A 13,801-nucleotide genomic window follows, 5' to 3' on the forward strand; every position below is an offset into this window, starting at 1 on the left:
CGCGTCCCACCCACCCGTCCGCCGGACCCCGTACACCCCTCCCCTGACCGGACAACCCGGTTCCACTTTAGGTCAATTCGCAACGAATAGTGACAGCCTGCGTGCGTTATGTGATGTGCTGGGACCGATCGCGCACATGGCAAGGGCTTGCGACATAGGCCACGCACGTACGAGGCACACGGGGGCACGAGGGAGGGGAACGACATGGGGTCGGAACAGATCCGCCGCTGGGAGTCGGGAGCCTTGGCGCACGCCGTGACGGACCCCTTCGGCCAGGGCCCCGTCCCCTGGCTGCGCGGCACCGAGACGTACTTCGGCGACACCGGTCAGGTCGTCCCCTGGTACGTGGACCAGGTGGACCAGAGGGACCAGAGGGACCAGAACCCGGCGGACCACTCGCCCCGGGCGCCCAGGATCCCGGCCCCGCGCACCGCCGGAGGCCCCCGCTCGGCCGACGACGTCCGCCGCCAGATCAAGGGCTTCGTCTCCACGGGCGCGGTCGCCCCCGGCGAGGCCCTCGACTTCCACGTCACCGTCGACCCGCCCCAGGAATTCAGCGTCGACATCTACCGCATCGGCCACTACGGCGGCGACGGCGCCGCCAAGATCACCACCAGCCCGCGCCTGTCCGGCATCGTCCAGCCCCCGCCGCTGACCGCCGACCGCACGGTCTCCTGCCACCACTGGTGGCTGTCCTGGCGGATGCAGATCCCGTCGTCCTGGAGCCTCGGCGCGTACGTCGCCGTGCTCACCACGACCGACGGCTACCGCTCCCACATCCCCTTCACGGTCCGCGACAACCGCCCCGCCGACCTGCTCCTGCTGCTCCCCGACATCACCTGGCAGGCCTACAACCTCTACCCGGAGGACGGCCGCATCGGCGCCAGCCTCTACCACGCCTGGGACGAGGACGGCCGTCTCCTCGGCGAGGCCGACGCCGCGACCACGGTCTCCTTCGACCGGCCGTACGCGGGCGCCGGCCTCCCGCTCCACGTCGGCCACGCCTACGACTTCATCCGCTGGGCCGAGCGCTACGGCTACGACCTCGCCTACGCCGACGCCCGCGACCTGCACGCGGGCCGCGTCGACGCCACCCGCTACCGGGGCCTGGTCTTCCCCGGCCACGACGAGTACTGGTCGAGCGCCATGCGCCGCGGCGCGGAGCTCGCCGTGGAGAACGGCACGTCGCTCGTGTTCCTGTCCGCGAACACCATGTACTGGCAGGTGGAACTGGGCCCCTCGCCCTCCGGCGTCCCCGACCGCTTACTCACCTGCCGTAAACGCAAGGGCCCCGGGAAGCCGCTTCTCTGGCGGGAGATCGACCGCCCCGAGCAGCAGCTGGTCGGCATCCAGTACGCGGGCCGCGTCCCCGAGCCCCACCCCCTGATCGTGCGCAACGCCGAGCACTGGCTGTGGGAGGCGACCGGCGCGCACGAGGGCGACGAGATCCAGGGCCTGGTCGCGGGCGAGGCCGACCGCTACTTCCCGCGCGCCCCGCTCCCCGAGCACGAGGAGCGCGTCCTGCTCGCCCACTCCCCGTACACCGACGCCGCCGGCGTGCCGCGCCACCAGGAGACCTCCCTCTACCGCGCCCCCTCCGGCGCCCTGGTGTTCGCGGCCGGAACCTTCGCCTGGTCCCCGGCCCTGGACCGGCCGGGCCACGTGGACCCGCGAGTCCAGCGCGCCACAGCAAACCTTCTGGACCGCATCTGCAAACGCGAGTGACCCCCCGTCCCCGATCAGCCTCCGTCGTACGGGACAATCGACGCACTTGGACAGAACCACGGGGAGGAACCGTGTCCGGATTCGTCGAAAAGCCCGAGCCGATCCAGGTTCCGGGTCTGGTGCATCTGCACACCGGCAAGGTGCGCGAGCTGTACCAGAACGAGGCGGGCGACCTCGTGATGGTCGCCAGCGACCGCATCTCCGCCTACGACTGGGTGCTGCCGACCGAGATCCCCGACAAGGGCCGTGTCCTCACCCAGCTCTCCCTGTGGTGGTTCGACCAGTTCGCCGACCTGATCCCCAACCACGTGCTGAGCACCGAGCTGCCCGCCGGCGCCCCCGCCGACTGGGCCGGCCGCGCCCTCGTCTGCAAGTCCCTGCAGATGGTCCCCGTGGAGTGCGTGGCCCGCGGCTACCTCACCGGCTCGGGCCTGCTCGAGTACAACGACTCCCGCACCGTCTGCGGCCTCGCCCTCCCCGAGGGGCTCGTCGACGGCTCCGAGCTGCCCGCCCCGATCTTCACCCCGGCCACCAAGGCCGCCGTCGGCGAGCACGACGAGAACGTCTCCTACGAGGAGGTCGCCCGCCAGGTCGGCGCCGACACCGCCGCCCAGCTGCGCCAGGCGACCCTCGCCATCTACAGCCGGGCCCGCGACATCGCCCGGGACCGGGGCATCCTCCTCGCGGACACGAAGTTCGAGTTCGGCTTCGACGGGGAGACCCTCGTCGTCGCCGACGAGGTCCTCACCCCCGACTCCTCCCGCTTCTGGCCGGCCGACCAGTGGCAGCCGGGCCGCGCGCAGCCGTCGTACGACAAGCAGTACGTCCGCGACTGGCTGACCTCGGCGGAGTCCGGCTGGGACCGCAAGAGCGAGCAGCCCCCGCCGCCGCTGCCCGAGCAGGTCGTCGAGGCCACCCGCGCCAAGTACATCGAGGCGTACGAGCGCCTCACCGGTACCCACTGGTCGTAGGACACGAAAAAGCCCCCCGGTGGAAGCCGGGGGGCCGATTCAGAGCGGACGACGAGGTTCGAACTCGCGACCTCAACCTTGGCAAGGTTGCGCTCTACCAACTGAGCTACGTCCGCGTTGCGCCGTGGCGCGAGACCAACTATACCCAACCTCGCTCACGAGCGAGACGTACCGCCGTGTGACGGTTTTCCGCTCCGAGCTTGGAGGCGGCCGAGGAGAGGTAGTTCCGCACGGTCCCCTGGGACAGCGCGGCCCGCTCGGCGATCTCCGCGACGGGCGCCCCGTCGGCAGCGAGTTCCAGCACCTCGGCCTCCCGGGCGGTCAGCGGGGAGTCACCGGCGGAGATCGCGTCGGCGGCCAACTCGGGGTCGACGTAACGGTTTCCCCCGTGGACCGTGCGGATGATCTCGGCGAGCCGCTGCGCGCTGACGGTCTTGGGGACGAACCCGCGCACACCTGCGGCAAGCGCCCGCTTGAGATGCCCGGGGCGGCCGTGACTGGTGACGATGAGCACCTGGCAGACGGGCAGCTCCTCCCGTAGGGATGTGGCGACCTTCACACCGTCGGCGCCCGGCATCTGCAGGTCCAGGACGGCGACGTCCGGTGCGTGCGCCCGAGCCATCGCCAGGGCCTCCGGTCCGGTGGCCGCCTCCGCGACGATCACCAGGTCGTCCTCCAGGGACAGCAGCGCGGCCAGCGCGCCCCGGATGAGGTGCTCGTCGTCGGCGAGCAGCACCCGCACGGTCACGAGGCGACCTCCGCCGAGGCGACCTGCACCGGCACCTGCGCCACGAGCCGGAACACCCCGGCGTCCGTCGGCCCCGCCACCAGCGTCCCGTCCACCGCCGCCAGCCGCTCCCGCAGTCCCGCGAGCCCGGAGCCGGCGCCCCTGCCGGGCGACGCGGCCACCCCGGGCGCACCGGTCGCCCCGTCGTTCTCCACCGTCAGCACCACGTGCCCCTCCGTCACCCGTAGCCCCACCGAACACCGGCCGGCGTCCCCGTGCCGCAGCACGTTGGTCGTCGCCTCCCGCACCACCCAGGCGAGTGCCGACTGCACCTCGCCCGGCAGCCCGACCGCCTCCCCGCTCACCTCGCAGCTGATCCCGGCCGCTGTCAACACACCCTGTGCACCGGCGAGTTCGACGCCCAGGTCGGCGTCCCGGTACCCCCGCACGACGTCCCGCACCTCGCGCTGCGACTCCTGCGCGATCCGCTGCACCTCGATCATCTGCTCCACCGCCTCGGGCCGCCCGCGTCGCGCCAGCTGCACGGACAGTTCGCTCTTCAGCGCGATGACGGCCAGGTTGCGGCCCATCACGTCGTGCAGATCCCGACCGAACCGCAGCCGCTCCTCGGCGACGGCGAGCCGGGCGCGGGTCTCGCGGGCCTCGTCGAGTTCGTAGACGGCGTTGACGAGCCAGAAGGAGAAGACCGAGGTGAAGGCGAGCAGCCCGCCACTGAGCAGCATCATCAGCGAAGTGGCGGACGCGGTGAGCGCCGAGAGGCCCAGGGCGAACGACACCAGTCCTCCGCCCGCCGCGAAGCCGACGACGATTCCGAACACCCGACGCCGGCTGCGCACACCGAGCGACATGAAGCCGATCCCGAAGAGCAGGACGACCCCGTAGACCCCGCCGGCCGCGCCGTCGGTGTCGGGGCCGCGTCCCGCGATCGCGCTCGCCATGACGGCGACCAGCGCGGTGACGGCACCGAGCGTGAACACCATCCGTACCGGCTGCTCACGACGCCCGCGCGTCCAGTCGAGGGCCGCCGAAGCAGTCACCGCACACGCGGTGGCGTGCAAGCACATCATCAGCAGGAAGAGGCCCGCCAGTCGCGATTCCATCTGCCCGAAGAGTTGCAGTCCGACCGCGGTGACCTCGATCACCGCGAAGAAGTGGAACGTCCAGCGGGTGTACCACTCGACCTTCGCCGGTGTGCTCTTGTTCCGCCACCAACGCCCCGGCCCGCCCATCTCCCCGCACCCCCCGATTCCGTGATGTCCCCGGTTCCCCCGTGTCGCGCCCACGTCAGCGCCGCGGCTCCCAGCGGAACCATCGCCGTACAGCAAACACCGCGATCACCGTCCAGGCCAGCGCGTTGGCGAGGGCGCCCAGCGCCTCGTAGGCCGAAAGGTCGCCGGTCCAGCCGCCGCGCACCAGGGTGATGACCGGCGACAGCGGCAGCAGTTCGCACACCGAGGCCACGTTGTCGGGCAGCAGCTCCAGGGGGAAGGTGACGCCGGAACCGACCATCGACACCAGCATCAGCGGCATCGTGGTGACCTGCGCGCTCTCCACGGTCCGGGTCACGGCGGCGGTGGCCCCGGCGAGGGCCGCGCACATCGCCAGCCCCAACAGCAGGCCCAGGACGGCGAGATGGGGCGCCTTGGGCGCCGGGACGTCGAGGAGGACCGTGCAGCCCACCGCGAGCAGCAGGGACTGTACGAGGCCCGTGGCGACGGCCGGCAGGGCGGCCCCGGTGAGGATCTCCACGTCCCGCAGCTCACCGGTGCGCAGCCGCTTCAGCACGAGTTCCTCGCGCCGGGCGGTGTAGACGCCGACGAGTGTGCCGTACACCGCGAACAGCAGCGAGAAGCCGATCGCGGCGGGGAGCAGCACGAGGCCGACGGTGAGTCCGGCCTCCTTCACGTCCATTTGGTCGACCGCCGCCCGCAGGCTGAACGGCAGCACCAGCGGCACCAGTACGGCCGTGACGAGCGCGCTCCTGCTGCGCCCGAGCAGGGTCAGTTCGGTGCGTGCCAGGGCGGCCATGCGCCCTGCGGGGGTGGTGACGTCCCGCCGGGCGGGGGTGGTGACTGTCGTCGTGCCGCTCACGCCACGTGCTCCTTCTCCGGTTCCGCCTCGGACGCCTCGCGCGCGATCCCCAGGAACGCCTCCTCCAGCGACGCCGACCGCACGTCGAGGCCGCGCAGCTCGACTCCCGCCCGCTCGGCCCACACCAGCACCGCGGTGGCCGCCCGCTGCAACTGCCGCGTCCGCAGCCGTACGACCCGGCCGTCCACCTCGTGTCCGAGGACCCCCAGTTCGCCGAGGGGCGGCAGGTCGCCGAGGAAGTACCCCTCGGGCAGTTCGAAGGAGATCCGGGACGGCTGGGAGGCGGTCACCTCGGCGGGGGTGCCGGTGGCCGCGATGCGCCCGTTGTGGAGGATCGCGAGCCGGTCGGCGAGGCTCTCCGCCTCCTCCAGGTAGTGCGTGGTCAGCAACACGGTCGTGCCCGCGTCGCGCAGCGCGCCCACCAACTCCCAGGTGTCCCGGCGCCCTTCGGCGTCGAGGCCGGTCGTCGGCTCGTCCAGGAACAGCACCTCGGGCTCCCCGAGCAGCGCGAGCGCGAGGTCCAGGCGCCGCCGCTCACCCCCGGACAGCTGCTTCACCCGTACGTCGGCCTTCCGGGCGAGCCCGACCAGCCCCAGCGCCTCCCCGGTGGGACGCGCCCCGCTGACGCAGCCCGCCCACATCCGGGCGGTCTCGGCGACGGTCAGCTCGGAGGGGAAGCCGCCCTCCTGGAGCATCACGCCGGTGCGGGGCCGTACGGCGGCGCGTTCGGCGTACGGATCGTGGCCGAGGATCCGCACCCGGCCCCCGGCGGGCTGCGCGAGTCCCTCCAGGAGTTCGACCGTCGACGTCTTGCCCGCGCCATTGGTGCCCAGCAGCGCGAAGATCTCCCCGCGGCGCACGGAGAAGCTGATTCCGCGCACCGCCTCGAACCCGCCCCCGTACACACGCCGCAGGTCAGTGACCTCAATCACGTGTTCGTGTTCGTTGGTGTTCATGGCTCAAGCGTCTCGGCACTTCGGCCCCGACAGCAGTGCGCGGTGTCACCACTGCGCATGACAAATGTCAGGCGGACGCACGCGTCCGGACGAAAAAACCCCCGGTCCACAGGACCGGGGGTCTCATTCAAGAGCGGACGACGAGGTTCGAACTCGCGACCTCAACCTTGGCAAGGTTGCGCTCTACCAACTGAGCTACGTCCGCATTGCCTCCGACCGGCTCTCACCGATCGGCGCGGGCACCAGCCTACCTGATCCACAAGAGTGGCCAGACCGGCGATGCAGAGCGGGTGACAGGAATTGCACACTGCGCCTTCCCCCTGGAAGGGGGATGTTCTACTACTGAACTACACCCGCATGTACTCCGTGGGCTGGGCTTTTTCGGCCTCGCCCCTCGGCGTGCTCCAGACTCTAGCTGACCAGGAGGGGTGCAGCGCAAGTCGGTTGTTCCGAGGGGCGGGTGACCGGTCGTCGGCCCAGGGCCTCACTGGGCTTCGGTGAACGCCTCGTAGACCTTCTTGGGGATGCGTCCGCGCGCGGGGACGTCCATCTTGTTGGCCTGGGCCCAGGCCCGGACGGCCGCGGGGTCGGGGGCGACCTCCGTCTGCTTGTAGGCCTTGCCGGACCTCGACCGCTTGCGGCCGGCGTCCACGTAGGGCGCGAGCGCCTTACGCAGTTTCTTGGCATTGGCTTCATTCAGGTCGATCTCGTACGACTTGCCGTCGAGTCCGAAGGCGATCGTTTCCGCCGCTTCCGAGCCGTCGATGTCGTCAAAGAGCGTGACCACGACCTTCTGCGCCACGAATATCGGTCCCTTCGTCCGGCATCGCATACAGCTCAGCTGCGGCGACGTGCCGAGTCTTGGCTATTTCCAATTCATTTGTACAGTGCGCGGCAATGCATTGTGAAGCCCGACTAAATCTGTCCGCGTGTCCGAGCGCAATAGGTATCCGGGGCCGATGGGGGATCTTTCCCGTAACTTTTCGTGAACGCCCCACTCCGATACCCGCTTCGATACCGCATCGTGACCGCTGTCACGTAGATTCCTACAACTCTACCCGCGTAGAAATTTTGTGCGGGTAGTCTGAAGGAACCTGCTCAGCACCACACACCGGGAGTGCCAGTGGCACGCGTCGTAGTCGACGTCATGCTCAAGCCGGAGATCCTCGACCCCCAGGGCCAGGCGGTGCAGCGCGCGCTGCCGCGTCTGGGTTTCGACGGCATCTCGGACGTACGTCAGGGAAAGCGATTCGAACTGGAAGTGGACGGACCGGTCGACGAGGCCGCGCTCGCCCGCATCCATGATCTTGCGGAATCCTTCCTCGCCAACACCGTGATCGAGGACTTCACCGTCAAGGTGGAGGAAGTCGCGGAGGCCGCGAAGTGACCGCTCGTATTGGCGTCGTCACTTTCCCGGGCAGCCTCGACGACCGGGACACACAGCGCGCTATCCGCCTCGCGGGTGCCGAACCGGTCGCTCTCTGGCACAAGGACAAGGACCTTCACCAGGTCGACGCCGTGGTGCTGTGCGGTGGTTTCTCCTACGGCGACTATCTGCGCGCCGGCGCCATCGCGCGCTTCTCGCCGGTGATGGAGCCCCTGCTGGAGCAGGCCAGGGCCGGTCTGCCGGTGCTCGGCATCTGCAACGGCTTCCAGATCCTCACCGAGGCGCACCTGCTGCCGGGCACGATGCTGCGCAACGACCACCTGCACTTCATCTGCCGTGACCAGAAGCTGCGGGTGGAGAACGCCGAGACCGCCTGGACCACCGACTACACGGCCGGCCAGGAGATCCAGATCCCGCTGAAGAACAACGACGGGCAGTACGTCGCCGACGCGTACACGCTCGACAAGCTGGAGGCCGAGGGCCGGGTCGCCTTCCGGTACCTCGTCCGCGGCGAAGCCGCTGATGGATACGGCAACCCCAACGGCTCCCAGCGGGACATCGCCGGCGTCACCAACGAGGCCGGGAACGTGGTCGGCCTCATGCCGCACCCCGAGCACGCCGTCGAGCCGCTGATCGGTACGGGTCGTACCGACGGCCTCCCCTTCTTCACCTCGATCCTCAAGAAGCTGGTCAACGCATGAGCCGGACGCCTCTGGACACGGTCGAGCACGCGGCCGCGACCCCCGACGTCGAGCTGCCCTGGGCCGAACTCGGCCTGAAGAAGGACGAGTACGAGCGGGTGGTGGAGATCCTCGGCCGCCGCCCGACCGGCGCCGAACTCGCCATGTACTCGGTCATGTGGTCCGAGCACTGCTCGTACAAGTCGTCGAAGGTGCACCTGCGCCAGTTCGGCGAGAAGGCCCCCCAGTCCGACGCCCTCCTCGTCGGCATCGGCGAGAACGCCGGTGTCGTCGACGTCGGCCAGGGCTACGCGGTCACCTTCAAGGTCGAGTCGCACAACCACCCCTCATACGTCGAGCCCTACCAGGGCGCGGCCACGGGCGTCGGCGGCATCGTCCGCGACATCATCGCGATGGGCGCCCGCCCGGTCGCGGTCGTCGACCCGCTGCGCTTCGGCGCGGCCGACCACCCCGACACCAAGCGCGTCCTCCCGGGCGTCGTAGCCGGCATCGGCGGCTACGGCAACTGCCTGGGCCTGCCCAACATCGGCGGCGAGGTCGTCTTCGACGCCTGCTACCAGGGCAACCCGCTGGTCAACGCCGGTGCCATCGGCGTCATGCGGCACGAGGACATCCACCTCGCGAAGGCGTCCGGCGCGGGCAACAAGGTCATCCTGTACGGGGCCCGCACCGGCGGCGACGGCATCGGCGGCGCGTCGATCCTCGCCTCCGAGACCTTCGACGACGCCAAGCCGTCGAAGCGCCCCGCCGTCCAGGTCGGCGACCCCTTCCAGGAGAAGCTCCTCATCGAGTGCACCCTGGAGGCCTTCAAGGAGAAGCTGGTCGTCGGCATCCAGGACCTCGGCGCGGCCGGCCTGTCCTGCGCGACGAGCGAGCTGGCGTCCAACGGCTCCGGCGGCATGCGCGTGACCCTGGACGACGTACCCCTGCGGGACTCGACTCTCTCTCCCGAGGAAATCCTCATGAGCGAGTCGCAGGAACGCATGTGCGCGGTCGTCGAGCCGGAGAAGGTCGACCGCTTCCTGGAGATCTGCGACAAGTGGGACGTCATCGCCACCGTCATCGGTGAGGTGACCGACGGCGACCGCCTGGAGATCTACTGGCACGGCGGCAAGATCGTCGACGTCGACCCGCGCACGGTCGCGCACGACGGCCCGGTCTACGAGCGCCCCTACGCCCGCCCGTCCTGGCAGGACGAGCTGCAGGCGGACGACGCGAACAAGCTGCCGAGGCCGTCGTCGGGCGCGGAGCTGAAGGACCAGGTCCTGAAGCTGGTCGCGTCCCCCAACCAGGCCTCCAAGTCCTGGATCACCTCCCAGTACGACCACTTCGTGCAGGGCAACACGGTCCTCGCCCAGCCCGAGGACTCCGGGATGATCCGCATCGACGAGGAGACCGGCCTCGGTGTCGCCATCGCGACGGACGGCAACGGCCGCTACGCCAAGCTCGACCCGTACGCGGGCGCGCAGCTGGCGCTGGCGGAGGCGTACCGGAACGTGGCGACGACCGGTGCGAAGCCGCTCGCCGTCTCCGACTGCCTGAACTTCGGCTCGCCCGAGGACCCGGCCGTCATGTGGCAGTTCGCGGAGGCCATCCGCGGCCTGGCGGACGCCTGCCAGCAGCTCGGCACCCCGGTGACCGGCGGCAACGTCTCGCTCTACAACCAGACCGGTGAGGTGGCCATCCACCCCACCCCGGTCGTGGCCGTCCTCGGCGTCATCGACGACGTCGCCCGGCGCACGCCGGTCGCCTTCCAGGAGGAGGGCCAGCTGCTCTACCTCCTCGGCGACACCCGTGAGGAGTTCGGCGGCTCGGCCTGGTCGCAGGTGATCCACGACCACCTCGGCGGCCTGCCCCCGAAGGTCGACCTGGAGCGCGAGCGCCTGCTCGGCGAGATCCTGATCTCCGCCAGCCGCGACGGCATGATTGACTCCGCGCACGACCTGTCCGACGGCGGTCTGATCCAGGCGGTCGTGGAGTCGGCCCTGCTCGGCGGCAAGGGCGCCCGCCTGATCGTCCCGGACGGTCTGGACGCCTTCACCCTCCTCTTCTCCGAGTCGGCGGGACGCGCGGTCGTCGCCGTCCCGCGCTCCGAGGAGGTCCGCTTCAACGACATGTGCGGCGCCCGCGGCCTGCCCGCCACCCGCGTCGGCGTCGTGGACGGCGACACCGTCGAGCTCCAGGGCGAGTTCGAACTGTCCCTGGAGGACCTGCGCACGGCCCACGAGGGGACGATCCCGGCGCTGCTCGCGTAGCCGCTCGTACGACGACGAAGGCCCCGCCCGTTCCGACGGGCGGGGCCTTCCCGCCCATTACGGGACAGCCCTTAGGCTCACCGCCATGCCCCCGACAAAGAAGCGCGCCCGGACCTACGACCCCGCCAAGACCCGCGCCGCCGTCCTGGCCCAGTACGGGAACGTACGGCAGGCGGTGGCCGGCCTCACGGAGGAGCAGCTGGCGCTGCCCACGCGGCTCGGGGAGTGGACGGTGCGGGATCTCGTGGCGCACGTGGGGATGTCGCTCGGGGCCGTGGTCCGGCTCGTGGGCGAGCCCGCGCCGGTGAGGCAGGAGGCCACCCCGGCCGAGTGGCCCGGTGCGATCGGCGTCGAGGCGGCGGCCATCGCCGAGTACGCCCACGAACTCGCCGAGAAGAACCCGGACCTCGTCGCCCACCTCGCCGAACGCGAGCAGCGCTTCACGGCCGTCCTCGCCGAACACCCCGGCACCCGCCTGCTCGCCACCGACGCGGGCGCCCTGCCCCTCGCCGACTACGTCGTCACGCGCACCGTCGAACTCGTCGTCCACACCGACGACCTCAACGCCGCCGTCCCCGGCCTCGACATCCCGTACGACCGCCAGGCCCTCGCCGCCGCCACCCGGCTCCTCGCTGACGCCCTCGCGGTCAAGGCGCCCGGCGGCTCGACCGAGGTGCGGATCCCGCCGTACGCGGTCGTGCAGTGTGTCGAGGGCCCCCGGCACACCCGCGGCACCCCGCCCAACGTCGTCGAGACCGACCCGCTGACCTGGGTCCGGCTGGCCACCGGGCGACTGTCCTGGCAGGACGCCCTGGACGCGGCGCAAGTCGCCGCGAGCGGAGAGCGGGCGGATCTCGGCCAGTTGCTGCCGTTGCTGTCCTGAGGGGAACCGGACACCTCCTGTGCCCGTCGAATCGGCATGTACAGGTACAAGCAGCGACTGACCCTGACGGCCGCCGTGGCCCTCGTCCCGCTCGCCGCCGCCTGTGGCACCGAGAAGGCGGGCAGCAGCGGTTCCGTCAGCCCCGAGAAGCCCGTCACCGGCGTGCGGTGGACCATCGACAGCGCCACCGTCGACGGAAAGCCCCACCGGACGAACGGCGACGCCCATCTCACCTTCGACCAGAAGACCGGCAAGGTCGGCGGCCGGCTCGGCTGCAACCACGTCAACGCCACCGCCACCGTACGGGACGGACATATCACCCTCGGCCGCCCGGCCACCACGCGAATGATGTGCGACGCCTCACTCATGGACACGGAACGGAGCCTGCTGAGGCTCTTCAACACCACGCTCAGTTATCGAATCGATCACGACACTCTGGCTCTGACCAGCGAAAACGGCGACACCCTGCGAGCCGTCGCCGACGAGTGATCCACTACCGGCGCGTATCCCCAATTCGGACCAGTGGTCGACCTCGCCTACACTCGGTGGCGTGCCACGTGGTGACGGTCGACTCAGTCATGATCTGCTCCCCGGCGAGAAGGGCCCCCAGGACGCATGCGGCGTCTTCGGTGTCTGGGCTCCCGGTGAAGAGGTCGCCAAGCTCACTTACTTCGGGCTCTACGCCCTCCAGCATCGAGGTCAGGAATCCGCGGGGATCGCGGTGAGCAACGGCTCGCAGATCCTCGTCTTCAAGGACATGGGCCTCGTCTCCCAGGTCTTCGACGAGACCTCCCTCGGTTCCCTCCAGGGTCACATCGCGGTCGGACACGCCCGCTACTCGACCACCGGTGCCTCCGTCTGGGAGAACGCCCAGCCGACGTTCCGGGCCACCGCGCACGGCTCCATCGCGCTCGGCCACAACGGCAACCTCGTCAACACCGCCCAGCTCGCCGAGATGGTCGCCGACCTGCCCAAGCAGGAGGGTGGCCGCACCCCGCGGGTGGCGGCCACCAACGACACCGACCTCCTCACGGCGCTGCTCGCCGCCCAGGTCGACGACGACGGCAAGCCGCTGACCATCGAGGAGGCCGCCCACACGGTCCTCCCGAAGGTCCGGGGCGCCTTCAGCCTCGTCTTCATGGACGAGCACACCCTCTACGCCGCCCGCGACCCGCAGGGCATCCGCCCGCTGGTCCTCGGCCGACTGGAGCGCGGCTGGGTCGTCGCCTCCGAGTCCGCCGCCCTCGACATCTGCGGCGCCTCTTACGTCCGCGAGATCGAGCCGGGCGAGTTCGTCGCCATCGACGAGAACGGCCTGCGCGCCTCCCGCTTCGCGGAAGCGAAGCCCAAGGGCTGCGTCTTCGAGTACGTCTACCTGGCCCGCCCGGACACCGACATCGCCGGCCGGAACGTGTACCTCTCCCGCGTGGAGATGGGCCGCAAGCTGGCCAAGGAAGCCCCGGCCGAGGCCGACCTCGTCATAGCGACCCCGGAATCCGGCACCCCCGCCGCCATCGGCTACGCGGAGGCCTCCGGCATCCCCTTCGGCTCGGGCCTGGTGAAGAACGCCTACGTCGGCCGTACCTTCATCCAGCCCTCACAGACCATCCGCCAACTCGGCATCCGTCTGAAGCTGAATCCCCTCAAGGAAGTCATCAAGGGCAAGCGCCTGGTCGTCGTGGACGACTCGATCGTGCGCGGCAACACCCAGCGCGCGCTGGTCCGGATGCTCCGCGAGGCGGGCGCGGCCGAGGTCCACATCCGGATCTCCTCGCCGCCCGTGAAGTGGCCCTGCTTCTTCGGCATCGACTTCGCGACCCGCGCGGAGCTCATCGCCAACGGCATGACGATCGACGAGATCGGCACCTCCCTGGGCGCCGACTCCCTGGCGTACATCTCCATCGACGGCATGATCGAGGCGACCACCATCGCCAAGCCGAACCTGTGCCGCGCCTGCTTCGACGGCGAGTACCCGATGGAGCTGCCCGACCCCGAGCTGCTCGGCAAGCAGCTCCTGGAGACGGAGCTGGCCGCCGGCCCGGCCGCGACGGCCGCCGCCGACGCGATCCGCCGCCCGTAGACAG

At 70.4% G+C, this 13,801-nt stretch carries 13 protein-coding genes and 3 tRNA genes; 8 read left to right on the forward strand and 8 right to left on the reverse strand.

Going from position 1 to position 13,801, the window contains the following annotated elements; translation table 11 throughout:
- The first annotated feature begins 204 nt into the window (after positions 1 to 204).
- Both ACGFNV_RS33745 and ACGFNV_RS33750 read left to right on the forward strand, forming a co-directional pair.
- On the forward strand, positions 205 to 1,725 hold the full coding sequence (locus tag ACGFNV_RS33745) for a N,N-dimethylformamidase beta subunit family domain-containing protein (RefSeq protein WP_393627739.1): 1,521 nt from the start codon (positions 205 to 207) through the stop codon (positions 1,723 to 1,725).
- 71 nt (positions 1,726 to 1,796) lie between these two features.
- On the forward strand, positions 1,797 to 2,696 hold the full coding sequence (locus ACGFNV_RS33750; RefSeq protein ID WP_393627740.1) for a phosphoribosylaminoimidazolesuccinocarboxamide synthase: 900 nt from the start codon (positions 1,797 to 1,799) through the stop codon (positions 2,694 to 2,696).
- Positions 2,697 to 2,739: 43 nt separating this feature from the next.
- Here the strand turns inward: ACGFNV_RS33750 and ACGFNV_RS33755 are convergent.
- From ACGFNV_RS33755 to ACGFNV_RS33790, 8 genes are all read right to left on the reverse strand, one after another.
- A tRNA-Gly gene (locus tag ACGFNV_RS33755) sits at positions 2,740 to 2,812 on the reverse strand.
- Between the two features lie 23 nt (positions 2,813 to 2,835).
- Entirely contained in the window at positions 2,836 to 3,444 is a 609-nt protein-coding gene (locus ACGFNV_RS33760; RefSeq protein ID WP_393627742.1) for a response regulator, read from the reverse strand.
- A complete protein-coding gene (locus tag ACGFNV_RS33765; RefSeq protein WP_393627744.1) occupies positions 3,441 to 4,673 on the reverse strand; it encodes a sensor histidine kinase in 1,233 nt (410 codons plus the stop codon). Before ACGFNV_RS33765 ends, ACGFNV_RS33760 begins: the two co-directional genes overlap by 4 nt.
- A 55-nt stretch (positions 4,674 to 4,728) precedes the next feature.
- Positions 4,729 to 5,472 carry an ABC transporter permease gene (locus ACGFNV_RS33770; protein WP_393627792.1) on the reverse strand — a complete coding sequence of 248 codons (744 nt, stop codon included), beginning with the start codon at positions 5,470 to 5,472 and terminating at the stop codon, positions 4,729 to 4,731.
- A 59-nt stretch (positions 5,473 to 5,531) separates the two neighbouring features.
- The gene (locus ACGFNV_RS33775) at positions 5,532 to 6,491 is read right to left on the reverse strand and encodes an ABC transporter ATP-binding protein (RefSeq protein WP_393627746.1); all 960 of its coding nucleotides are present in this window, start codon (positions 6,489 to 6,491) and stop codon (positions 5,532 to 5,534) included.
- A gap of 132 nt (positions 6,492 to 6,623) precedes the next feature.
- A tRNA-Gly gene (locus tag ACGFNV_RS33780) sits at positions 6,624 to 6,696 on the reverse strand.
- Positions 6,697 to 6,776: 80 nt separating this feature from the next.
- Positions 6,777 to 6,848, reverse strand: a tRNA-Gly gene (locus ACGFNV_RS33785).
- A 127-nt stretch (positions 6,849 to 6,975) separates the two neighbouring features.
- Complete coding sequence (locus ACGFNV_RS33790) at positions 6,976 to 7,293, reverse strand: Lsr2 family protein (RefSeq protein ID WP_393627748.1); 318 nt, start codon at positions 7,291 to 7,293, stop codon at positions 6,976 to 6,978.
- A gap of 321 nt (positions 7,294 to 7,614) precedes the next feature.
- On the opposite strand from ACGFNV_RS33790, the gene purS reads away from it, so the two are divergent.
- The 6 genes from purS to purF all read left to right on the forward strand — a co-directional run bounded on the left by purS (position 7,615) and on the right by purF (position 13,797).
- Positions 7,615 to 7,878, forward strand: coding sequence for a phosphoribosylformylglycinamidine synthase subunit PurS (gene purS, locus ACGFNV_RS33795; protein WP_007383088.1), 264 nt, complete (start codon positions 7,615 to 7,617; stop codon positions 7,876 to 7,878).
- Positions 7,875 to 8,579 (forward strand): phosphoribosylformylglycinamidine synthase subunit PurQ, encoded by a 705-nt coding sequence (gene purQ / locus ACGFNV_RS33800; RefSeq protein ID WP_393627750.1) that lies wholly within the window; start codon positions 7,875 to 7,877, stop codon positions 8,577 to 8,579. The genes purS and purQ overlap by 4 nt, the downstream gene beginning before the upstream one ends.
- On the forward strand, positions 8,576 to 10,834 hold the full coding sequence (gene purL / locus ACGFNV_RS33805; RefSeq protein ID WP_133927887.1) for a phosphoribosylformylglycinamidine synthase subunit PurL: 2,259 nt from the start codon (positions 8,576 to 8,578) through the stop codon (positions 10,832 to 10,834). Before purQ ends, purL begins: the two co-directional genes overlap by 4 nt.
- Before the next feature lie 85 nt (positions 10,835 to 10,919).
- Positions 10,920 to 11,717, forward strand: a complete 798-nt coding sequence (locus ACGFNV_RS33810; RefSeq protein WP_393627752.1) for a sterol carrier family protein — start codon at positions 10,920 to 10,922, stop codon at positions 11,715 to 11,717.
- Between the two features lie 36 nt (positions 11,718 to 11,753).
- Positions 11,754 to 12,206: an META domain-containing protein gene (locus ACGFNV_RS33815; protein WP_393627753.1), complete on the forward strand. Its 453-nt coding sequence runs from the start codon at positions 11,754 to 11,756 to the stop codon at positions 12,204 to 12,206.
- A gap of 61 nt (positions 12,207 to 12,267) precedes the next feature.
- Positions 12,268 to 13,797, forward strand: coding sequence for an amidophosphoribosyltransferase (gene purF / locus ACGFNV_RS33820; protein WP_393627755.1), 1,530 nt, complete (start codon positions 12,268 to 12,270; stop codon positions 13,795 to 13,797).
- The last annotated feature ends 4 nt before the right edge of the window (positions 13,798 to 13,801 follow it).

Origin of the sequence: Streptomyces sp. NPDC048751 (assembly GCF_043198595.1) — a bacterium.
Lineage (GTDB): Bacteria > Actinomycetota > Actinomycetes > Streptomycetales > Streptomycetaceae > Streptomyces.